This is a genomic window from Pseudomonas sp. R1-15, from assembly GCF_051132085.1.
Classification (GTDB): Bacteria; Pseudomonadota; Gammaproteobacteria; order Pseudomonadales; family Pseudomonadaceae; genus Aquipseudomonas.
In genome coordinates, this window is the sequence record NZ_CP071660.1 from 2,865,935 (window position 1) to 2,880,559 (window position 14,625).

Consider the following 14,625-nt stretch of genomic DNA (forward strand, 5'->3'; position numbering starts at 1 on the left):
GGCAACACAAGCAACGGGCGCATCCTCAGGGAATGCGCCCGTTCTCGTTGGCGGGGTGGATTCTGCCGCTGGCGGCGGTTCGACTGGTTTTTTGCGCACCATAAATGGCCGCGAACACCCTGAAAAAGGTGCAGATGCCCGGGCTTGGCGCATCCCGCACAGTCTGCTGAGCGGGCCCCGAAAAACGGTGGTTTGTGCCAAGCGGCCTATACTTTTAACCGTTTATGCGCGGTCTCATGATGCTGTAATAAAACCGTGATGCAGCGTTGCAGCCAGGCTTCAAGAACGAGCAACCGCTTGCCCCTCATGACCTCAACCATCACTCAGGACCGCACTCATGAGCTTCCTTCGCCCCAAGTTCATTACCTTTGACTGCTATGGCACGTTGACCAACTTTCAGATGGGGACCATGACGCGCGAGCTGTTCGCCGATCGGGTCCCAGCCGAGCAGATGGATCAGTTCGTCAAGGATTTCTCGGCCTACCGGCTGGACCAGGTGATGGGCGACTGGCGGCCCTATGATGAAATTCTCAAGACTGCCCTGGCCCGGGTCTGCAAGCGTTGGGGTGTCGAATACAAAGGCGAAGGCCAGCTCTATTACGATGCCGTACCGACCTGGGGCCCACATGCCGACGTACCGGCAGGCCTGTCGAAAATCGCCGACAAGATTCCCCTGGTGATTTTCTCCAATGCGATGGACGAGCAGATCATGTCCAACGTCGACAAGCTCGGCGCACCTTTTCATAAAGTCTTCACGGCTCAACAGGCCCAAGCCTACAAGCCACGTCTGGCGGCCTTCGAGTACATGCTCGATAACCTCGGCTGCGGGCCGGAGGATGTCCTGCATGTGTCTTCGAGCTTCCGCTACGACCTGATGTCGGCCCATGACATGAAGATCAAGCACAAAGCCTTCGTGGCCCGGGGTCATGAGCAACCGGCGAACGCGGCCTTTGGTTACCACCAGATCCCGGACATCGGCGGGTTGGCCGGTCTGGTCGGTCTCTGAGTCTCATTGCACGCTTCAAGGCATAAGGGGTTAGACATGGGCAGTGAGTCTTATTGGCTCGATACCGCACCGGCATTTACCGGTGCCCAGCTCGGTGCGTTGCCCGGGCAGGTCGATGTGGCCATCGTCGGTGGCGGTTTCACTGGCCTGGCGGCCGCCCGGTCCCTGGCCTTGAAGGGCGCCAATGTGGTGGTGCTGGAAGGCGGGCGGGTCATTGGCGAGGCTTCGGGGCGCAATGGCGGCCAGTGCAACACCGGCGTCGCCCAGGACTACGCGTCATTAAGTGCCAGCCTCGGCGCCGACAAGGCGCGCGCCTATTACCAGGCCTATGAAAGCGCCGTGCAGAGTGTCGTCTCGCTGGTGGAGCAAGAGCAGATTGCCTGCGACTTCAAGCGCAATGGCAAGCTCAAGTTGGCGGCCAAGCCCCTGCACTACGAAGGGTTGGCACGTACTTGCGAATTGATCCGGCGCGAGGTCGATGCCGAGGTCGAGTTGCTGTCTGCGCAAGAAACCCGGGCTGAAGTGAACTCGGCCCAGTTCCATGGCGGCTTGCTGCAGCGTAACGGCGTGCAGATGCATGTCGGACGCTTCGGAGTAGGGTTGGCCGAAGCCGCCGCCCGTCACGGCGCGCTGATTTTCCAAGGCGTATCCGTAACCGACTGGAAAACCAGCGCCGGTGGCTATCGGGTCAATACCACCAAGGGTTCGCTACAGGCCACGCAGATCCTGCTGGCCACCGGCACCTGCCAGCAGGGTGGGTTGGGTTGGTATCGGCGGCGAATCGTGCCGGTGGGCAGTTTTGTGATCGCCACCGAGGTGTTGCCGCAGGCCTTGATCGACAGTTTGCTGCCGGCACACCGCTCCTATGTCACCAGCCGGATGATCGGCAACTACTTTCGGATCACGCCGGACAACCGCTTGCTGTTTGGCGGGCGGGCGCGGTTCGCCATGTCCGACAGTGTGTCCGATGCCAAGAGCGGCAAAGTCCTGCACGCGGCGATGGTGCAGATGCTTCCGCAGCTGGCCCACGTCAAGGTCGAGTATTGCTGGGGCGGATTGGTGGACATGACCTCCGATCGGCTGCCCCGGGCCGGCCAGCACGGCGGCGTCTATCACTCCATGGGCTACAGCGGCCATGGCGTGCAGATGTCGGTGCACATGGGCCAGGTCATGGCCGACGTCATGGCCGGCAAGGTCGAGGCCAACCCTTGGCGCGAACTCGACTGGCCGGCGATCCCCGGACATTTTGGCAAGCCCTGGTTCCTGCCGCTGGTAGGTGCGTATTACCGTCTTCAAGACTATTTGCACTGAGTGGCGAGGGACGCTTCAGGTTTCATCACATTGCGTATAGCGCGAGCAATCGAGCCTTATCATTTGCGAAAGGTAGAACCGACATGACTGACAAAAAAAACAGTATCGATACCCAGCTGATAACAGGTACGGAAAGTCTGCGCGTTTTCGAAGGGCTCAATCGCGGCATGTCACGCCGCAATGCATTGCAGATGCTCGGGTTGGCCGGGGTGGTCGTGGCGGGCGCCGGCAGCCTGTTCGGCGCCGCCGGCAAGCTGTTCGCCGATGAGGAGGCCGCCAGCCCAGGCAAAGGCAAGCCTGGCGGGCGGATCCGCGTCGCCGGCTCGACCAGTTCCACCGCCGACACCCTGGACCCGGCCAAAGGTTCGTCGTCCACCGACTACGTACGCCATTACATGTTCTACAACGGGCTGACGCGTTTTGACAGCCACATGGTGCCGCAACTGGAACTGGCCGAGCGTATCGAGACCACGGACGCCACGCTCTGGGTGATCAGCCTGCGCAAGGAAGTGACCTTCCATAACGGCAAGGCATTGACCGCCGCCGACGTGGTGTTTTCGCTGTTGCGGCACAAGGACCCGATCACCGGCTCCAAGGTCCTGCCGCTGGCGTCGCAGTTCGCCGACGTCAAAGCCGTTGGCACCCATGAAGTGCAGATTCAGTTGAGCGGCCCCAACGCTGAACTGCCGTCGGTCCTTGCCGTCTCGCACATGTTGATCGTGCCGGAAGGCACCAGCGATTTCAGCCAGGGCATCGGTACCGGTCCGTTCAAGGTCAAGGAGTTCAAGCCCGGGGTGCGCTCCGTCGGCGTGCGCAACAGCAATTACTGGAAGCCCGGCCTGCCGTACCTGGACGAGATCGAATTCATCGGCATTGCCGACGAATCGTCCCGGATCAACGCCTTGCTTTCAGGGGACGTGCACATCGTCAACGAGGTCAACCCGCGTTCGACGACCCGCATCAAGGACAGCGCCAGGCACCGGGTCATCGACTCGCCGTCGGGCAACTACACTGACCTGATCATCCGTCAGGACCAGATGCCCGGCAAAAGCCCGGAGTTCACCCAGGCGATGAAGTTGCTGCTGGACCGGGAACAGATCAAGTCGGCGATCTTCCGTGGCTATGCGCGGGTCGGCAACGACCATCCGATCGCGCCCGGGGCACGCTTCTTCAACGCCGATTTGCCGCAACGGGCCTACGATCCCGAGCAGGCCAAATCCCTGCTGAAGAAGGCCGGCATGGAAAGCATCAGCATGCCGCTGATGTGCTCGCCCGCGGCGACCGGTTCGGTGGACATCGCGGTGCTGCTGCAGCAGTCCGCCAAGGAGGCCGGGCTCAAGCTCAACGTCAACCGCCTGCCGAGCGATGGCTACTGGTCCAACCACTGGGCCAAGCACCCGCTGAGCTTTGGCAACATCAATCCGCGACCGAATGCCGACATGCTGTTCTCGCAGTTCTTCCAGTCGAGCGCGCCCTGGAACGAATCAGGCTGGAAAAACGAGCAGTTCGACCAATTGTTGATACAGGCCCGCGGTGAAACCGACGAGGCCAAGCGCGGCAAGATGTACGCCGACATGCAAGTGCTGGTGCATGAGCACGGAGGCATCGGCGTACCGGTGTTCATCAGCAACATCGACGGTGCCGACCAGCGTGTAAAAGGCTACGGCGCCAATCCCCTGGGCGGTTTCATGGGCTACATGTTCGCCGAGCAGATCTGGCTGGATGCCTGATGAAGGTCGGTTTGGGCCACATTGCACGAGGGTCGGATGATGAATAGCAACACACTGTGGTTGATCGGCCGCCGTCTGGGGGCGGCGATCGTGACCTTGTTGATTGTCTCCATGGTGGTGTTCGCCATCACGGCGGTGCTGCCGGGGGACGCGGCGCAGCAGGCGCTGGGACAGTTCGCCACGCCGGAACAGGTGGCGGCCCTGCGGACCAAAATGGGCCTGGACCAGCCCGGTGTGTTGCGTTACCTGCATTGGCTGACGAGCCTGCTCAGCGGTGACCTGGGGATGTCGATGTCCAACGCCACGCCGGTGATCGAGCTGATGGCCGGCCGGGTTCCCAACACCTTGATGCTCGCCGCTGCCACGGCCCTGGTGTCGGTGCCCGTGGCGTTGACCCTGGGCATCGGCTCGGCCATGGGCCGAGGCGGGCGCCTCGACAGCTTCCTGAGTTTTTTCACCTTGACCATGGTGGCCGTGCCGGAGTTTCTGGTCGCCACCTTGGCGGTGCTGATATTCGCCGTGAACCTGGGTTGGTTATCGGCGCTGTCCTACGCCAGTGACATCACGTCCCCCTGGCAATTCATGCGCACCTACGCATTGCCGGTGATGACGCTGTGCTGCGTGATTGTCGCGCAAATGTCACGCATGACCCGCGCAGCCGTGATCGATCAGCTCGACAGCCCTTACGTGGAAATGGCCCGGCTCAAGGGCGTGAGCAATATCCGTATCGTGCTCCGGCATGCCTTGCCCAATGCCATCGGCCCCATTGCCAATGCCATCGCCCTGAGCTTGTCCTACCTGTTGGGCGGGGTGGTGATCGTCGAAACGATCTTCAACTATCCCGGCATTGCCAGCCTGATGGTCGATGCCGTGACCAACCGCGACATGGCCCTGGTTCAAGCCTGCACCATGTTGTTCTGTACGGCGTACCTGGCGTTGGTGTTGATCGCCGACCTGTGCGCGATTCTTTCCAATCCGAGGCTGAGAAACCAATGAACAACCTCATTGTGAAATCGCCGACGGCGGCCGCTGCGCTGGGGTTGGGCAAAGACGCCCACGCAAAGTCCTGGCTTGGCCTGGCCGGCGCCGCGATGTGTGTGATCTGGTTGCTGGTGGCGATTTTCGGCCCGTGGCTGGCGCCGCATCCGGTGGGCGAAGTGGTCTCCGACAATGTCTTCGACAGCCTCAGCGCGACGTACCCGTTCGGCACCGATTACCTGGGCCGCGACATGCTCAGCCGGGTTCTTGTCGGCGCGCGTTTCACCGTCGGCCTGGCGTTGGTGGCCGCGGTGCTGTCGAGCACCCTGGGAACCAGTCTGGCGCTGTTGTCGGTGGTGTCGCCAAAGTGGCTGGATGAGCTGATCAGCCGCCTGATGGACGCGTTCATTTCGATCCCGAGCAAGATGCTAGCGCTGATCATGGTCTCGGCCTTCGGCTCCTCGGTCACCTTGCTGATCTGCACGGCGGTGTTGAGCTACACCCCCGGTGCCTTCCGCATCGCCCGCAGCATGGCGGTGAATATCGAAGCGCTGGAGTACGTGCAAGTGGCCCGTACCCGGGGCGAGCGCCGACTGTACATCGCCTGCGTGGAAATCCTGCCGAACATCCTCAATCCGGTGCTGGCGGACCTGGGCCTGCGTTTTGGTTTCATCGTGCTGCTGCTCAGTGGCATGAGTTTCCTCGGGCTGGGCGTGCAACCACCGGATGCCGACCTTGGCTCGCTGGTGCGCGAGAACATCGGCGGCCTCAATCAGGGGGCGCCGGCCATCGTGATTCCTGCCCTGGCCATCGGCACCCTGACCATCGGCGTGAATCTGTTCATCGACCGGTTGTCGTCGCGACGTAGCCGACGTACGGGAGGTCATTGAAATGAGCGAATTGATTCGGGTACAGGACCTGCGCGTGGTCGCCTGCGGCGAGCGCGAGGAGGTGGACATCGTCAAGGGGGTCAGCTTCTCCCTGCAAAAAGGCGAAGTATTGGCGTTGATCGGTGAGTCCGGTTCCGGCAAGACCACCATTGCCCTGGCATTGCTCGGTTATGCCCGACGCGGTTGCCGGCTGGCGGGCGGCGTGGTGCAAATCGGCGAGGATGACATGCTGGCGTTGAGCGAGAGCCAGTTGCAGAAGTTGCGCGGCAACCGCGTGTCCTATATCGCCCAGAGCGCCGCAGCGGCGTTCAACCCGGCGAAAAAACTCATCGACCAGGTAGTGGAAGGCGCGCTGATTCATGGCCTGGGTAGCCGGGCGGTGCTTGAGGCGAAGGCCATCGAGCTGTTTCGTGACCTGGCCTTGCCAGACCCGGAGCGTATCGGCCAGCGCTATCCTCATCAGGTGTCCGGCGGGCAGCTGCAACGGGTGATGGCGGCCATGGCGCTGATCAGCGATCCATTGCTGGTGGTGCTCGACGAGCCGACCACGGCCCTCGATGTAACGACCCAGATCGATGTGCTGCGGGCCTTCAAACGGGTTGTCCGCGAGCGTGGGGCCACGGCCGTCTATGTGTCCCACGACCTGGCGGTCGTGGCGCAGATGGCTGATCAGATCGTGGTGCTCAATGGCGGCGAGATCTTCGAACACAGCGCCACGGCACCTTTGCTCAAGGGCCCGGCCCACGAATACACCCGCAGCCTGTTGGCGGCGGCGCGGCCGGACACGACGATCCGTCCGCCCAGCGACATCGCGCAAGACACGCCGTTGCTGACCATCCAGGGGCTGACCGCCGGCTACGGCAACAAGAATGCCCAGGGCATGCCAGCGATTCGCGTGCTGGAAAGCATCGACCTGACGGTTCGCCGAGGCCAGGCCATCGGCGTCATCGGTGAGTCGGGGTCGGGCAAATCGACCCTTGCACGGGTGGTGGCCGGGTTGTTGCAGCCAGCCCTTGGCGGGTTGTCCTTCGATGGTCAACCCCTGGGCGGCAGCCTGTCGTCGCGTACCCAGGAGCAGTTCCGACGCATACAGATGGTCTTCCAGAATGCCGACACCGCACTCAATCCGATGCACAGCGTCAGCACGATCCTGAGCCGCCCGCTGAAGATGTATTTCGGCCTCAAGGGCGCGGCGTTGCGCGAGCGTATCGGCGAGCTGCTGGACCTGGTGCGTTTGCCCCGGACGATGGCGGACCGGCGTCCGAACGAACTGTCCGGCGGACAGAAGCAACGGATCAACCTGGCCCGGGCCTTGGCGGCCAAGCCAGACCTGATCCTCTGTGACGAGGTGACCTCGGCGCTGGATACCGTGGTCGGTGCGGCAATTCTCGAATTGCTGCGCGATTTGCGCCAGGAGCTGGGAGTGTCCTACCTGTTCATCAGCCACGACATCTCCACCGTGCGCGCGTTGTGTGACGACATCGTGGTGATGTACAGCGGGCACAAGGTCCAGGCCGGTACGCGTCAATCCTATGCCGAGGCTCCGTTCCATCCGTATACCGATCTGTTGATCCACTCCGTACCGGAACTGCGCCAGGGCTGGCTGGAAAGCTGCGGGGCAACGACCTGCCAGACGCTGCCGCCGATTGGCCCGAAAGCCGCTGTGCCAGGGCTGTGCACCTTCCTGAGTCGCTGCCCGGTGCGGGTCGACGGGCTGTGCAACCGCGTCGCGCCGGACCGACGGATGTTAGTCGGTGGCAGCGAAATCCTTTGCCACCACGACAGCGCCGAACTGATGAAAACCCAGCAACCGAACACTCCGACCGTGGCGGCGTACGCATGAAATCCCGTGTATTGGAGATTCTCAAACGGCTGATGGCCTTCGACACCGTCTCTTCGGAATCGAATATGGCCTTGATCGAATACGTGCGCGATCTGCTCATGACCAAGGGCATCGAGTCCTTGATCGTGCGGGACGACAGCGGCAACAAAGCCAACCTGTTTGCCAGTACCGGTCCAAGGGATGTGCCGGGGATCCTGCTGTCGGGTCATACCGACGTGGTGCCGGCGGCGGGGCAGGCCTGGACCTTCCCGGCATTTGCGGCGACGGTGCGGGACGGACGGATTTATGGCCGCGGCAGTTGCGATATGAAGGGCTTTATCGCCCTGGCAATCGACGCCATGCTCGATGCCGCCGGGCAGCCATTGAGCAGGCCGCTGCAGCTGGCGCTGTCCCATGACGAGGAGATCGGCTGCGTGGGGGTACGGCGTTTGCTGGATGTGTTGCACCTGGCACCGGTCCGGCCGTTTCTGTGCGTCATCGGCGAGCCGACCCATATGCAGTTCGTTCTCGGGCACAAGGGCAAGGGTTCCTACCGTACGTACTGTCGTGGGCTGGAGGCGCACTCATCATTGGCGCCACGCTCGGTCAATGCGATTCATGTGGCCTGCGATTTCATCGCCGCGCTGCGCCTGAGCCAACAGCAGTTGCAAGAGCAGGGTGCCCGGGATACCGATTACGATGTGCCCTACAGCACGGTGCATGTCGGGCAGATTGTCGGCGGCAAGGCGCTGAACATCGTGCCCAACCTGTGCACCCTTGATTTCGAAGTGCGTAACTTGCCGGCGGACAACCTGGACGGCTTCCTCGAGCAGATGCGCGAACGGGCCGAACTGATCGTGCGCGAGGCGCAAAAGCTCTCCAGCGTGGCTGCGATTGAAATCGAGACCCTGAACGTCTACCCGGGTCTCGACACCCATCCGAGCGTCGAAGCAGTACGGTTCCTGAAAAACTTTGCCGCCCCGGACACGGGCACCGCGAAAGTCTCGTTCGGCACCGAGGGTGGTTTGTTCAAGCAACGCCTGGATGTACCGGTGGTGGTTTGCGGCCCGGGTTCGATCGAACAGGCGCACAAGCCTGACGAGTACATCGAGATCAGCCAGATGGAGGCGGGTGAGTACTTTCTGCAAGGGTTGCTGGGCTCGATGCGCATTTGATCGTGCAGCAGTAAAGCCTGCCGTCGAAGGTAATGCTGTTCACTTAACAAAATGACGTACCCGTGGCGAGGGAGCTTGCTCCCGCTCGGCTGCGAAGCAGTCGTAAACCGGCGGATGCGGTGTGTCTGATACTAAGTGTTTGGCAGGTTTTGGGGCCGCTTCGCGGCCCAGCGGGAGCAAGCTCCCTCGCCACGGGTTCCCCGATTGCCTTAATGAACAGCATTATGCCGTCGAAGGCTGATTTTCAGCATTCGTGGCTGTAGCGCCGGCGTTTTCAGCATCCTCGTTCAGGGCGACTCAATAGACTGAAGGCTGTCTCAGAACAGGACCCGACGTCATGCTCAAGAATCGCCTGAAAGACCCCAGCCTGCTGGTAGAACTCGCTTACATCGACGGCCAGTGGGTCGGCGCCGACAACGCCGCCACCCTGGACGTGATCAACCCGGCCACCGGCGAGGTGCTTGCCCGGGTACCGGCGATACACGGCAGCGAAACCCGGCGCGCCATCGAAGCTGCCGACCGTGCCTGGCCGGCCTGGCGTGCACGTCCGGCGGCGGAACGGGCGGCGCTGCTCGATCGCTGGTACCAGGCGATGATCGACAACCTCGACGACCTGGCGTTGATCCTCACCCTTGAGCAGGGCAAGCCGCTGGCGGAAGCCAAGGGCGAGATCCGCTACGGTGCCAGCTTCGTCAAATGGTTTGCCGAAGAAGCTCGACGGATCTACGGCGAAACCATCCCGGCCCCCAGCGGTGATCGACGCTTGATGACCCTCAAACAGCCGGTGGGCGTTTGCGCCGCGATCACGCCGTGGAATTTCCCCAATGCGATGATCACCCGCAAGTGCGCACCGGCCCTGGCCGCGGGTTGCACGATCGTGGTCAAGCCGTCGGACCTGACCCCGCTGTCGGCCCTGGCCCTGGCGGTGCTGGCCGAGCGGGTCGGGATTCCGGCCGGGGTGTACAACGTCGTGACCGGCATGCCCGCCGGCATTGGTGAGGAACTGACCGGCAACCCGACGGTGCGCAAGCTTTCCTTTACCGGCTCTACCGCTGTCGGACGCCTGCTGATGCGTCAGAGTTCGGAACACATCAAGCGCTTGAGCCTGGAGCTGGGCGGTAACGCTCCGTTCATCGTGTTTGACGACGCGGACCTGGAGCAGGCCGTGACCGGCATCATGCTCAGCAAATTCCGCAACGCCGGGCAGACCTGCGTCTGCGCCAACCGCATTCTGGTGCAGGATGGGATCTACGAGCGCTTCGCCCAGCGCTTGGTGGAGGCGGTGGGCAAACTCAAGGTTGGCGACGGCCTCGAGGCCGAGGTGAACATCGGTCCGCTGATCAACGCGGCGGCGGTCAGCAAGGTCGCTCGACACATCGACGAGGCGTTGAGCCAGGGCGCTCGCCTGCTTTGTGGCGAAATCCCCACGGGCGACAGCCGGTTCGTCCAGCCGACGGTGCTCGGGGAGACGCATGCCGGGATGCTGCTGGCCAACGAAGAAACCTTCGGTCCGGTTGCTCCGCTGATGCGCTTCAGCACGGAAGAAGAGGCGCTCGCCTTGGCCAACGCTACGCCCTATGGCTTGGCGGCATATTTTTTCACCCAGGATCTGCGCCGCTCATGGCGGTTCGGCGAGGCCCTGGAGTTCGGCATGGTTGGCCTCAATACCGGGCTCATTTCCATGGACGTCGCGCCCTTCGGCGGCATCAAGCAATCGGGCCTTGGGCGTGAAGGCAGCAAGTATGGCCTGGATGAATTTCTTGAAGTCAAAGCCTTCCACGTCGGCGGGTTGTGATGCGGTCAGCGATTTGAAGAGGAGGCACGGTTGATGAGCAAACCATTCAGAATCGCCGCGATTGCTGGCGACGGTATTGGTAAGGAAGTCTTGCCGGAGGGGCTGCGGGTATTGGAGCAGGCGGCGAAGAAATGGCAATTGGATCTGAGCATCGAAGTGCTCGACTGGGCCCACTGCGATTACTACCTGGAACACGGGCAGATGATGCCCGCCGACTGGTTCGAACAGCTCAAGGGCTTCGATGCGATCTACTTTGGCGCCGTGGGCTGGCCGGACAAGGTACCGGATCACATTTCCCTGTGGGGTTCGCTGCTGAAGTTTCGCCGGGACTTCGATCAGTACGTGAACATCCGTCCGGTGCGGCTGTTTCCCGGCGTGCCGTGTCCGTTGGCCGGACGCGAGGCCGGGGACATCGACTTCGTGGTGATTCGCGAAAACACCGAGGGCGAGTATTCCTCGGTCGGCGGCAAGATGTTCGAAGGCACCGAGCACGAGTTCGTGCTGCAGGAGTCGGTATTCACCCGACGCGGTGTGGACCGGATTCTCAAGTTCGCCTTCGACCTGGCCCAGACCCGGCCGCGCAAACGCCTGACGGCGGCGACCAAGTCCAACGGCATTTCCATCAGCATGCCGTACTGGGACGAACGCACGGCGCTCATGGCGCAGCAGTACCCGGACGTCACCTGGGACAAGCAACACATCGATATCCTCTGTGCACGCTTCGTGCTTCAGCCGGACCGTTTCGATGTGGTCGTGGCGTCGAATCTGTTCGGTGACATCCTGTCCGACCTCGGACCTGCCTGCGCCGGCACCATCGGCATCGCCCCTTCGGCCAACCTTGATCCACAGCGACGATTTCCCTCGTTGTTCGAACCGGTCCATGGCTCGGCGCCAGATATCTATGGACGGAATATCGCCAACCCGATTGCGATGATCTGGTCCGGTGCCTTGATGCTCGACTTCCTGGGTAATGGCGATGAACACTATCGCGCGGCCCATGACGGAATTCTCAGGGCCATCGAGCGGGTTATTGCAGAGGGGCCGATTACGCCTGATCTTGGCGGACAGGCGTCGACTCAGGAGGTTGGTCTGGCTATTGCGGGGGCGCTTTGAACTGGGAGTTGTGCTCCGGTCCTGCTCCGACACAACTGTGGGAGCGAGCCTGCTCGCGATGGCGGTGTGTCAGTCAATGAAGATATTGGATGTGCTGGCCCTTTCGCGAGCAAGCTCGCTCCCACAGGGTTCCTCGGTATGCCATGAAATCTGCGTCTGCCGGATGATCCAATGTGGGAGCGAGCTTGCTCGCGAAGGCGGTGTGTCAGTCAATGAAGATATTGGATGTGCTGGCCCTTTCGCGAGCAAGCTCGCTCCCACAGGGTTCCTCGGTATGCCGTGAGACCTGCGTCTGCCGCCGATCCAATGTGGGAGCGAGCTTGCTCGCGATGGCGGTGTATCAGTCAATGAAGATATTGGATGTTCTGGCGCTTTCGCGAGCAGGCTCGCTCCCACAGGGTTCCTCGGTATGCCGTGAAACCTGCGTCTGCCGCTGATCCAATGTGGGAGCGAGCCTGCTCGCGAAGGCGGTGTGTCAGTCAATGAAGATATTGGATGTGCCGGCCCTTTCGCGAGCAAGCTCGCTCCCACAGGGTTCCTCGGTATGCCGTGAGACCTGCGTCTGCCGCCGATCCAATGTGGGAGCGAGCTTGCTCGCGAAGGCGGTGTGTCAGTCAATGAAGATATTAGATGTGCCGGCCCTTTCGCGAGCAAGCTCGCTCCCACAGGGTTCCTCGGTATGCCGTGAAACCTGCGTCTGCCGCTGATCCAATGTGGGAGCGAGCCTGCTCGCGATGGCGGTGTGTCAGTCAATGAAGATATTAGATGTGCTGGCCCTTTCGCGAGCAGGCTCGCTCCCACAGGGTTCCTCGGTATGCCGTGAGACCTGCGTCTGCCGGATGATCCAGTGTGGGAGCGAGCCTGCTCGCGAAGGCGGTGTGTCAGTCAATGAAGATATTGGATGTTCTGGCGCTTTCGCGAGCAGGCCCGCTCCCACAGGGTTCCTCGGTATGCCGTGAAATCTGCGTCTGCCGCTGATCCAGTGTGGGAGCGAGCTTGCTCGCGAAGGCGGTGTGTCAGCCAATGAAGATATTGGTTGTACCGGCCCTTTCGCGAGCAAGCTCGCTCCCACAGGGTTCCTCGGTATGCCGTGAGACCTGCATCTGCCGACGATCCAGTGTGGGAGCGAGCCTGCTCGCGAAGGCGGTGTGTCAGTCAATTTACTTACAGACGTAAAACTTGCGCACATAGACGCTGCTCTTCCAGGCGCAAGGAGCCCCCTTGGGCACAAACACCGTATCGCCAGTATTCACCGCCAGCGCCGACCCATCGCCGAGCTGGAGAATGATGCTGCCCTCGATCAGGTGCATCAGTTCGTGCATCGTGTGCGGCCTTGCCCTGCGGTTATAGGGCGTCGAATCCCAGACGCCGATGCGCAGGTTTGTCGTCTCCTCGACGAACAGATTGTTCGAGCGACATTGCGGTGTCGGGCTCAGCAGGAATTCTTCACTCGGTGGCGTCGAGGGTGCTAGGAGGGTGTGCCGGGGGAGTGCGGTCACTCCGACGATGCCCGCTTCAACAGGCTGGGTATCGGCGCAGAATGCCCAGAGCGAACCAGGTTGCGCCTCGATCCTAATCGATGTGCCGCGGGCAATTACCGCGCTGTCACCCGGATCGAGTTGCAGCGAGTGTTCCTCGCTTTGCAGAATGACTTGTCCGGCGTGGACCACGATCGTTTCACTGTAGGGATATGCATCGACGCTGAACTGTCCGCTCGCCTGGACGATACCGGCAGCAATGTCTTGGGTCCCGAGATAGGCAATCTGCCTGTCGAACGGATCGTTGGCTCCCAATGAGCCGCCGGTGAATGCGGTTGACGCGGGAGTGCCGTTGGCGTGGGCCAACAGCACGGCAGTGGGCTCTAGCATGAGGGTGTTTCTCCGGGAAAGTAGGGGATGTAGCGGTGATGCAGGGGCGTCAGCCGATGGCCTGGCTCACCAGCGCAAACTGCTTTACGCCGCCCCTGGCCTGGGGCGGGGAACCACGGACCATCTGGGCGACGGTGTCGACCTGCTTCAGCCCGGCTTCTTCCAGCCAGGGACCCAGGCCGCTGTCGGACGGTACATCCAAGCGTACGAAAGCATCCGGCACTTGAGCCAACAGCACCGCGATCAAGTGCTTGGCCTGCTGTGGATTTTCTGCAACGACCGGGCCGATGTAACGACCACGACCGAATGGACGCAGAATGGCAAACCCACGCAGGTGCCCATCGCGCTCGATGCCCACGACGTCTTCGACACTGTCGAACAGATCATTGAGCACGGCATGCCTGTCCAGGCCGCTGCCGGCGTTGGCGAGTTCGATCACGTTGTTTCGATCCGCTTCGGTCAGGCGGCGCAGGCGCTCACCGGATGGCAGGTCCTTGGGGGCCGGAGGCGATACGTTCCCCTGATGTTGTTGGATATGACCAAAGTCAACGAATCCCTGGCTGGCATAAAGAGGCGCGCCGGCCAGCGTCGCGTTGAGCATGGCGGTCTGCGTTCCACACGCTTGGAGTGCCTGTTCCATCAGTTTGCGACCGATGCCTTGGCCCTGGTATTCGTCACTGACGATCACCAGGCCGATCGTGGCGTAATCACCCTGCGGGCAGGTGAACGCGGTGCCGATCAGGCGGCCGTGGTCCTCGGCGACAAAACCCTGCGAGACGCGCTGCAGCATGGCCCAGTCCTCCAGGCGATGGGGCCACTTCAACTGCACGGATAAGGCATGGGCCGCTGCCACATCGGCAGCGGTCATGGGGCGATAGGCATACGCCGGGCGTTGCGAACTGGACATGAACATCTCCGTATTCAAGGGAGCGTGACC

General features: G+C 61.9%; 11 protein-coding genes. 9 read left to right on the forward strand and 2 right to left on the reverse strand.

Features of this window, described 5'->3' with window-relative positions:
• The first annotated feature begins 337 nt into the window (after positions 1-337).
• From J3P97_RS12945 to J3P97_RS12985, 9 genes are all read left to right on the forward strand, one after another.
• Positions 338-1,006, forward strand: a complete 669-nt coding sequence (locus J3P97_RS12945) for a haloacid dehalogenase type II (protein ID WP_305494668.1) — start codon at positions 338-340, stop codon at positions 1,004-1,006.
• Between the two features lie 36 nt (positions 1,007-1,042).
• On the forward strand, positions 1,043-2,317 hold the full coding sequence (locus J3P97_RS12950) for an NAD(P)/FAD-dependent oxidoreductase (RefSeq protein ID WP_434674384.1): 1,275 nt from the start codon (positions 1,043-1,045) through the stop codon (positions 2,315-2,317).
• Positions 2,318-2,400: 83 nt separating this feature from the next.
• Positions 2,401-4,047 (forward strand): ABC transporter substrate-binding protein, encoded by a 1,647-nt coding sequence (locus J3P97_RS12955; RefSeq protein WP_434674385.1) that lies wholly within the window; start codon positions 2,401-2,403, stop codon positions 4,045-4,047.
• Between the two features lie 39 nt (positions 4,048-4,086).
• Positions 4,087-5,043 carry an ABC transporter permease gene (locus J3P97_RS12960; RefSeq protein ID WP_434574175.1) on the forward strand — a complete coding sequence of 319 codons (957 nt, stop codon included), beginning with the start codon at positions 4,087-4,089 and terminating at the stop codon, positions 5,041-5,043.
• On the forward strand, positions 5,040-5,915 hold the full coding sequence (locus J3P97_RS12965) for an ABC transporter permease (protein ID WP_434568485.1): 876 nt from the start codon (positions 5,040-5,042) through the stop codon (positions 5,913-5,915). Before J3P97_RS12960 ends, J3P97_RS12965 begins: the two co-directional genes overlap by 4 nt.
• A 1-nt stretch (position 5,916) precedes the next feature.
• On the forward strand, positions 5,917-7,758 hold the full coding sequence (locus J3P97_RS12970; protein WP_434674386.1) for an ABC transporter ATP-binding protein: 1,842 nt from the start codon (positions 5,917-5,919) through the stop codon (positions 7,756-7,758).
• Positions 7,755-8,912, forward strand: a complete 1,158-nt coding sequence (argE, locus tag J3P97_RS12975) for an acetylornithine deacetylase (RefSeq protein WP_434674387.1) — start codon at positions 7,755-7,757, stop codon at positions 8,910-8,912. The genes J3P97_RS12970 and argE overlap by 4 nt, the downstream gene beginning before the upstream one ends.
• A 337-nt stretch (positions 8,913-9,249) precedes the next feature.
• Entirely contained in the window at positions 9,250-10,707 is a 1,458-nt protein-coding gene (locus tag J3P97_RS12980) for an NAD-dependent succinate-semialdehyde dehydrogenase (RefSeq protein ID WP_434674388.1), read from the forward strand.
• A gap of 33 nt (positions 10,708-10,740) precedes the next feature.
• On the forward strand, positions 10,741-11,820 hold the full coding sequence (locus J3P97_RS12985; RefSeq protein WP_434674389.1) for a tartrate dehydrogenase: 1,080 nt from the start codon (positions 10,741-10,743) through the stop codon (positions 11,818-11,820).
• A 1,160-nt stretch (positions 11,821-12,980) separates the two neighbouring features.
• Here J3P97_RS12985 and J3P97_RS12990 read toward each other — a convergent pair.
• Together J3P97_RS12990 and J3P97_RS12995 are read right to left on the reverse strand one after the other, a co-directional pair.
• The gene (locus tag J3P97_RS12990) at positions 12,981-13,688 is read right to left on the reverse strand and encodes a cupin domain-containing protein (RefSeq protein WP_434674390.1); all 708 of its coding nucleotides are present in this window, start codon (positions 13,686-13,688) and stop codon (positions 12,981-12,983) included.
• 49 nt (positions 13,689-13,737) lie between these two features.
• Positions 13,738-14,595, reverse strand: a complete 858-nt coding sequence (locus J3P97_RS12995; protein WP_434674391.1) for a GNAT family N-acetyltransferase — start codon at positions 14,593-14,595, stop codon at positions 13,738-13,740.
• Positions 14,596-14,625 lie beyond the last annotated feature (30 nt).

Excerpts from the sequence above, each read along its gene's own strand:
- J3P97_RS12950 (WP_434674384.1), top strand. The coding sequence starts at position 1,043 with ATGGGCAGTGAGTCTTATTGGCTCGATACCGCACCGGCATTTACCGGT.
- J3P97_RS12945 (WP_305494668.1), top strand. The coding sequence starts at position 338 with ATGAGCTTCCTTCGCCCCAAGTTCATTACCTTTGACTGCTATGGCACG.
- argE (WP_434674387.1), top strand. The coding sequence starts at position 7,755 with ATGAAATCCCGTGTATTGGAGATTCTCAAACGGCTGATGGCCTTCGAC.
- J3P97_RS12955 (WP_434674385.1), top strand. The coding sequence starts at position 2,401 with ATGACTGACAAAAAAAACAGTATCGATACCCAGCTGATAACAGGTACG.
- J3P97_RS12985 (WP_434674389.1), top strand. The coding sequence starts at position 10,741 with ATGAGCAAACCATTCAGAATCGCCGCGATTGCTGGCGACGGTATTGGT.
- J3P97_RS12995 (WP_434674391.1), bottom strand. The coding sequence starts at position 14,595 with ATGTCCAGTTCGCAACGCCCGGCGTATGCCTATCGCCCCATGACCGCT.
- J3P97_RS12965 (WP_434568485.1), top strand. The coding sequence starts at position 5,040 with ATGAACAACCTCATTGTGAAATCGCCGACGGCGGCCGCTGCGCTGGGG.
- J3P97_RS12970 (WP_434674386.1), top strand. The coding sequence starts at position 5,917 with ATGAGCGAATTGATTCGGGTACAGGACCTGCGCGTGGTCGCCTGCGGC.
- J3P97_RS12990 (WP_434674390.1), bottom strand. The coding sequence starts at position 13,688 with ATGCTAGAGCCCACTGCCGTGCTGTTGGCCCACGCCAACGGCACTCCC.
- J3P97_RS12960 (WP_434574175.1), top strand. The coding sequence starts at position 4,087 with ATGAATAGCAACACACTGTGGTTGATCGGCCGCCGTCTGGGGGCGGCG.
- J3P97_RS12980 (WP_434674388.1), top strand. The coding sequence starts at position 9,250 with ATGCTCAAGAATCGCCTGAAAGACCCCAGCCTGCTGGTAGAACTCGCT.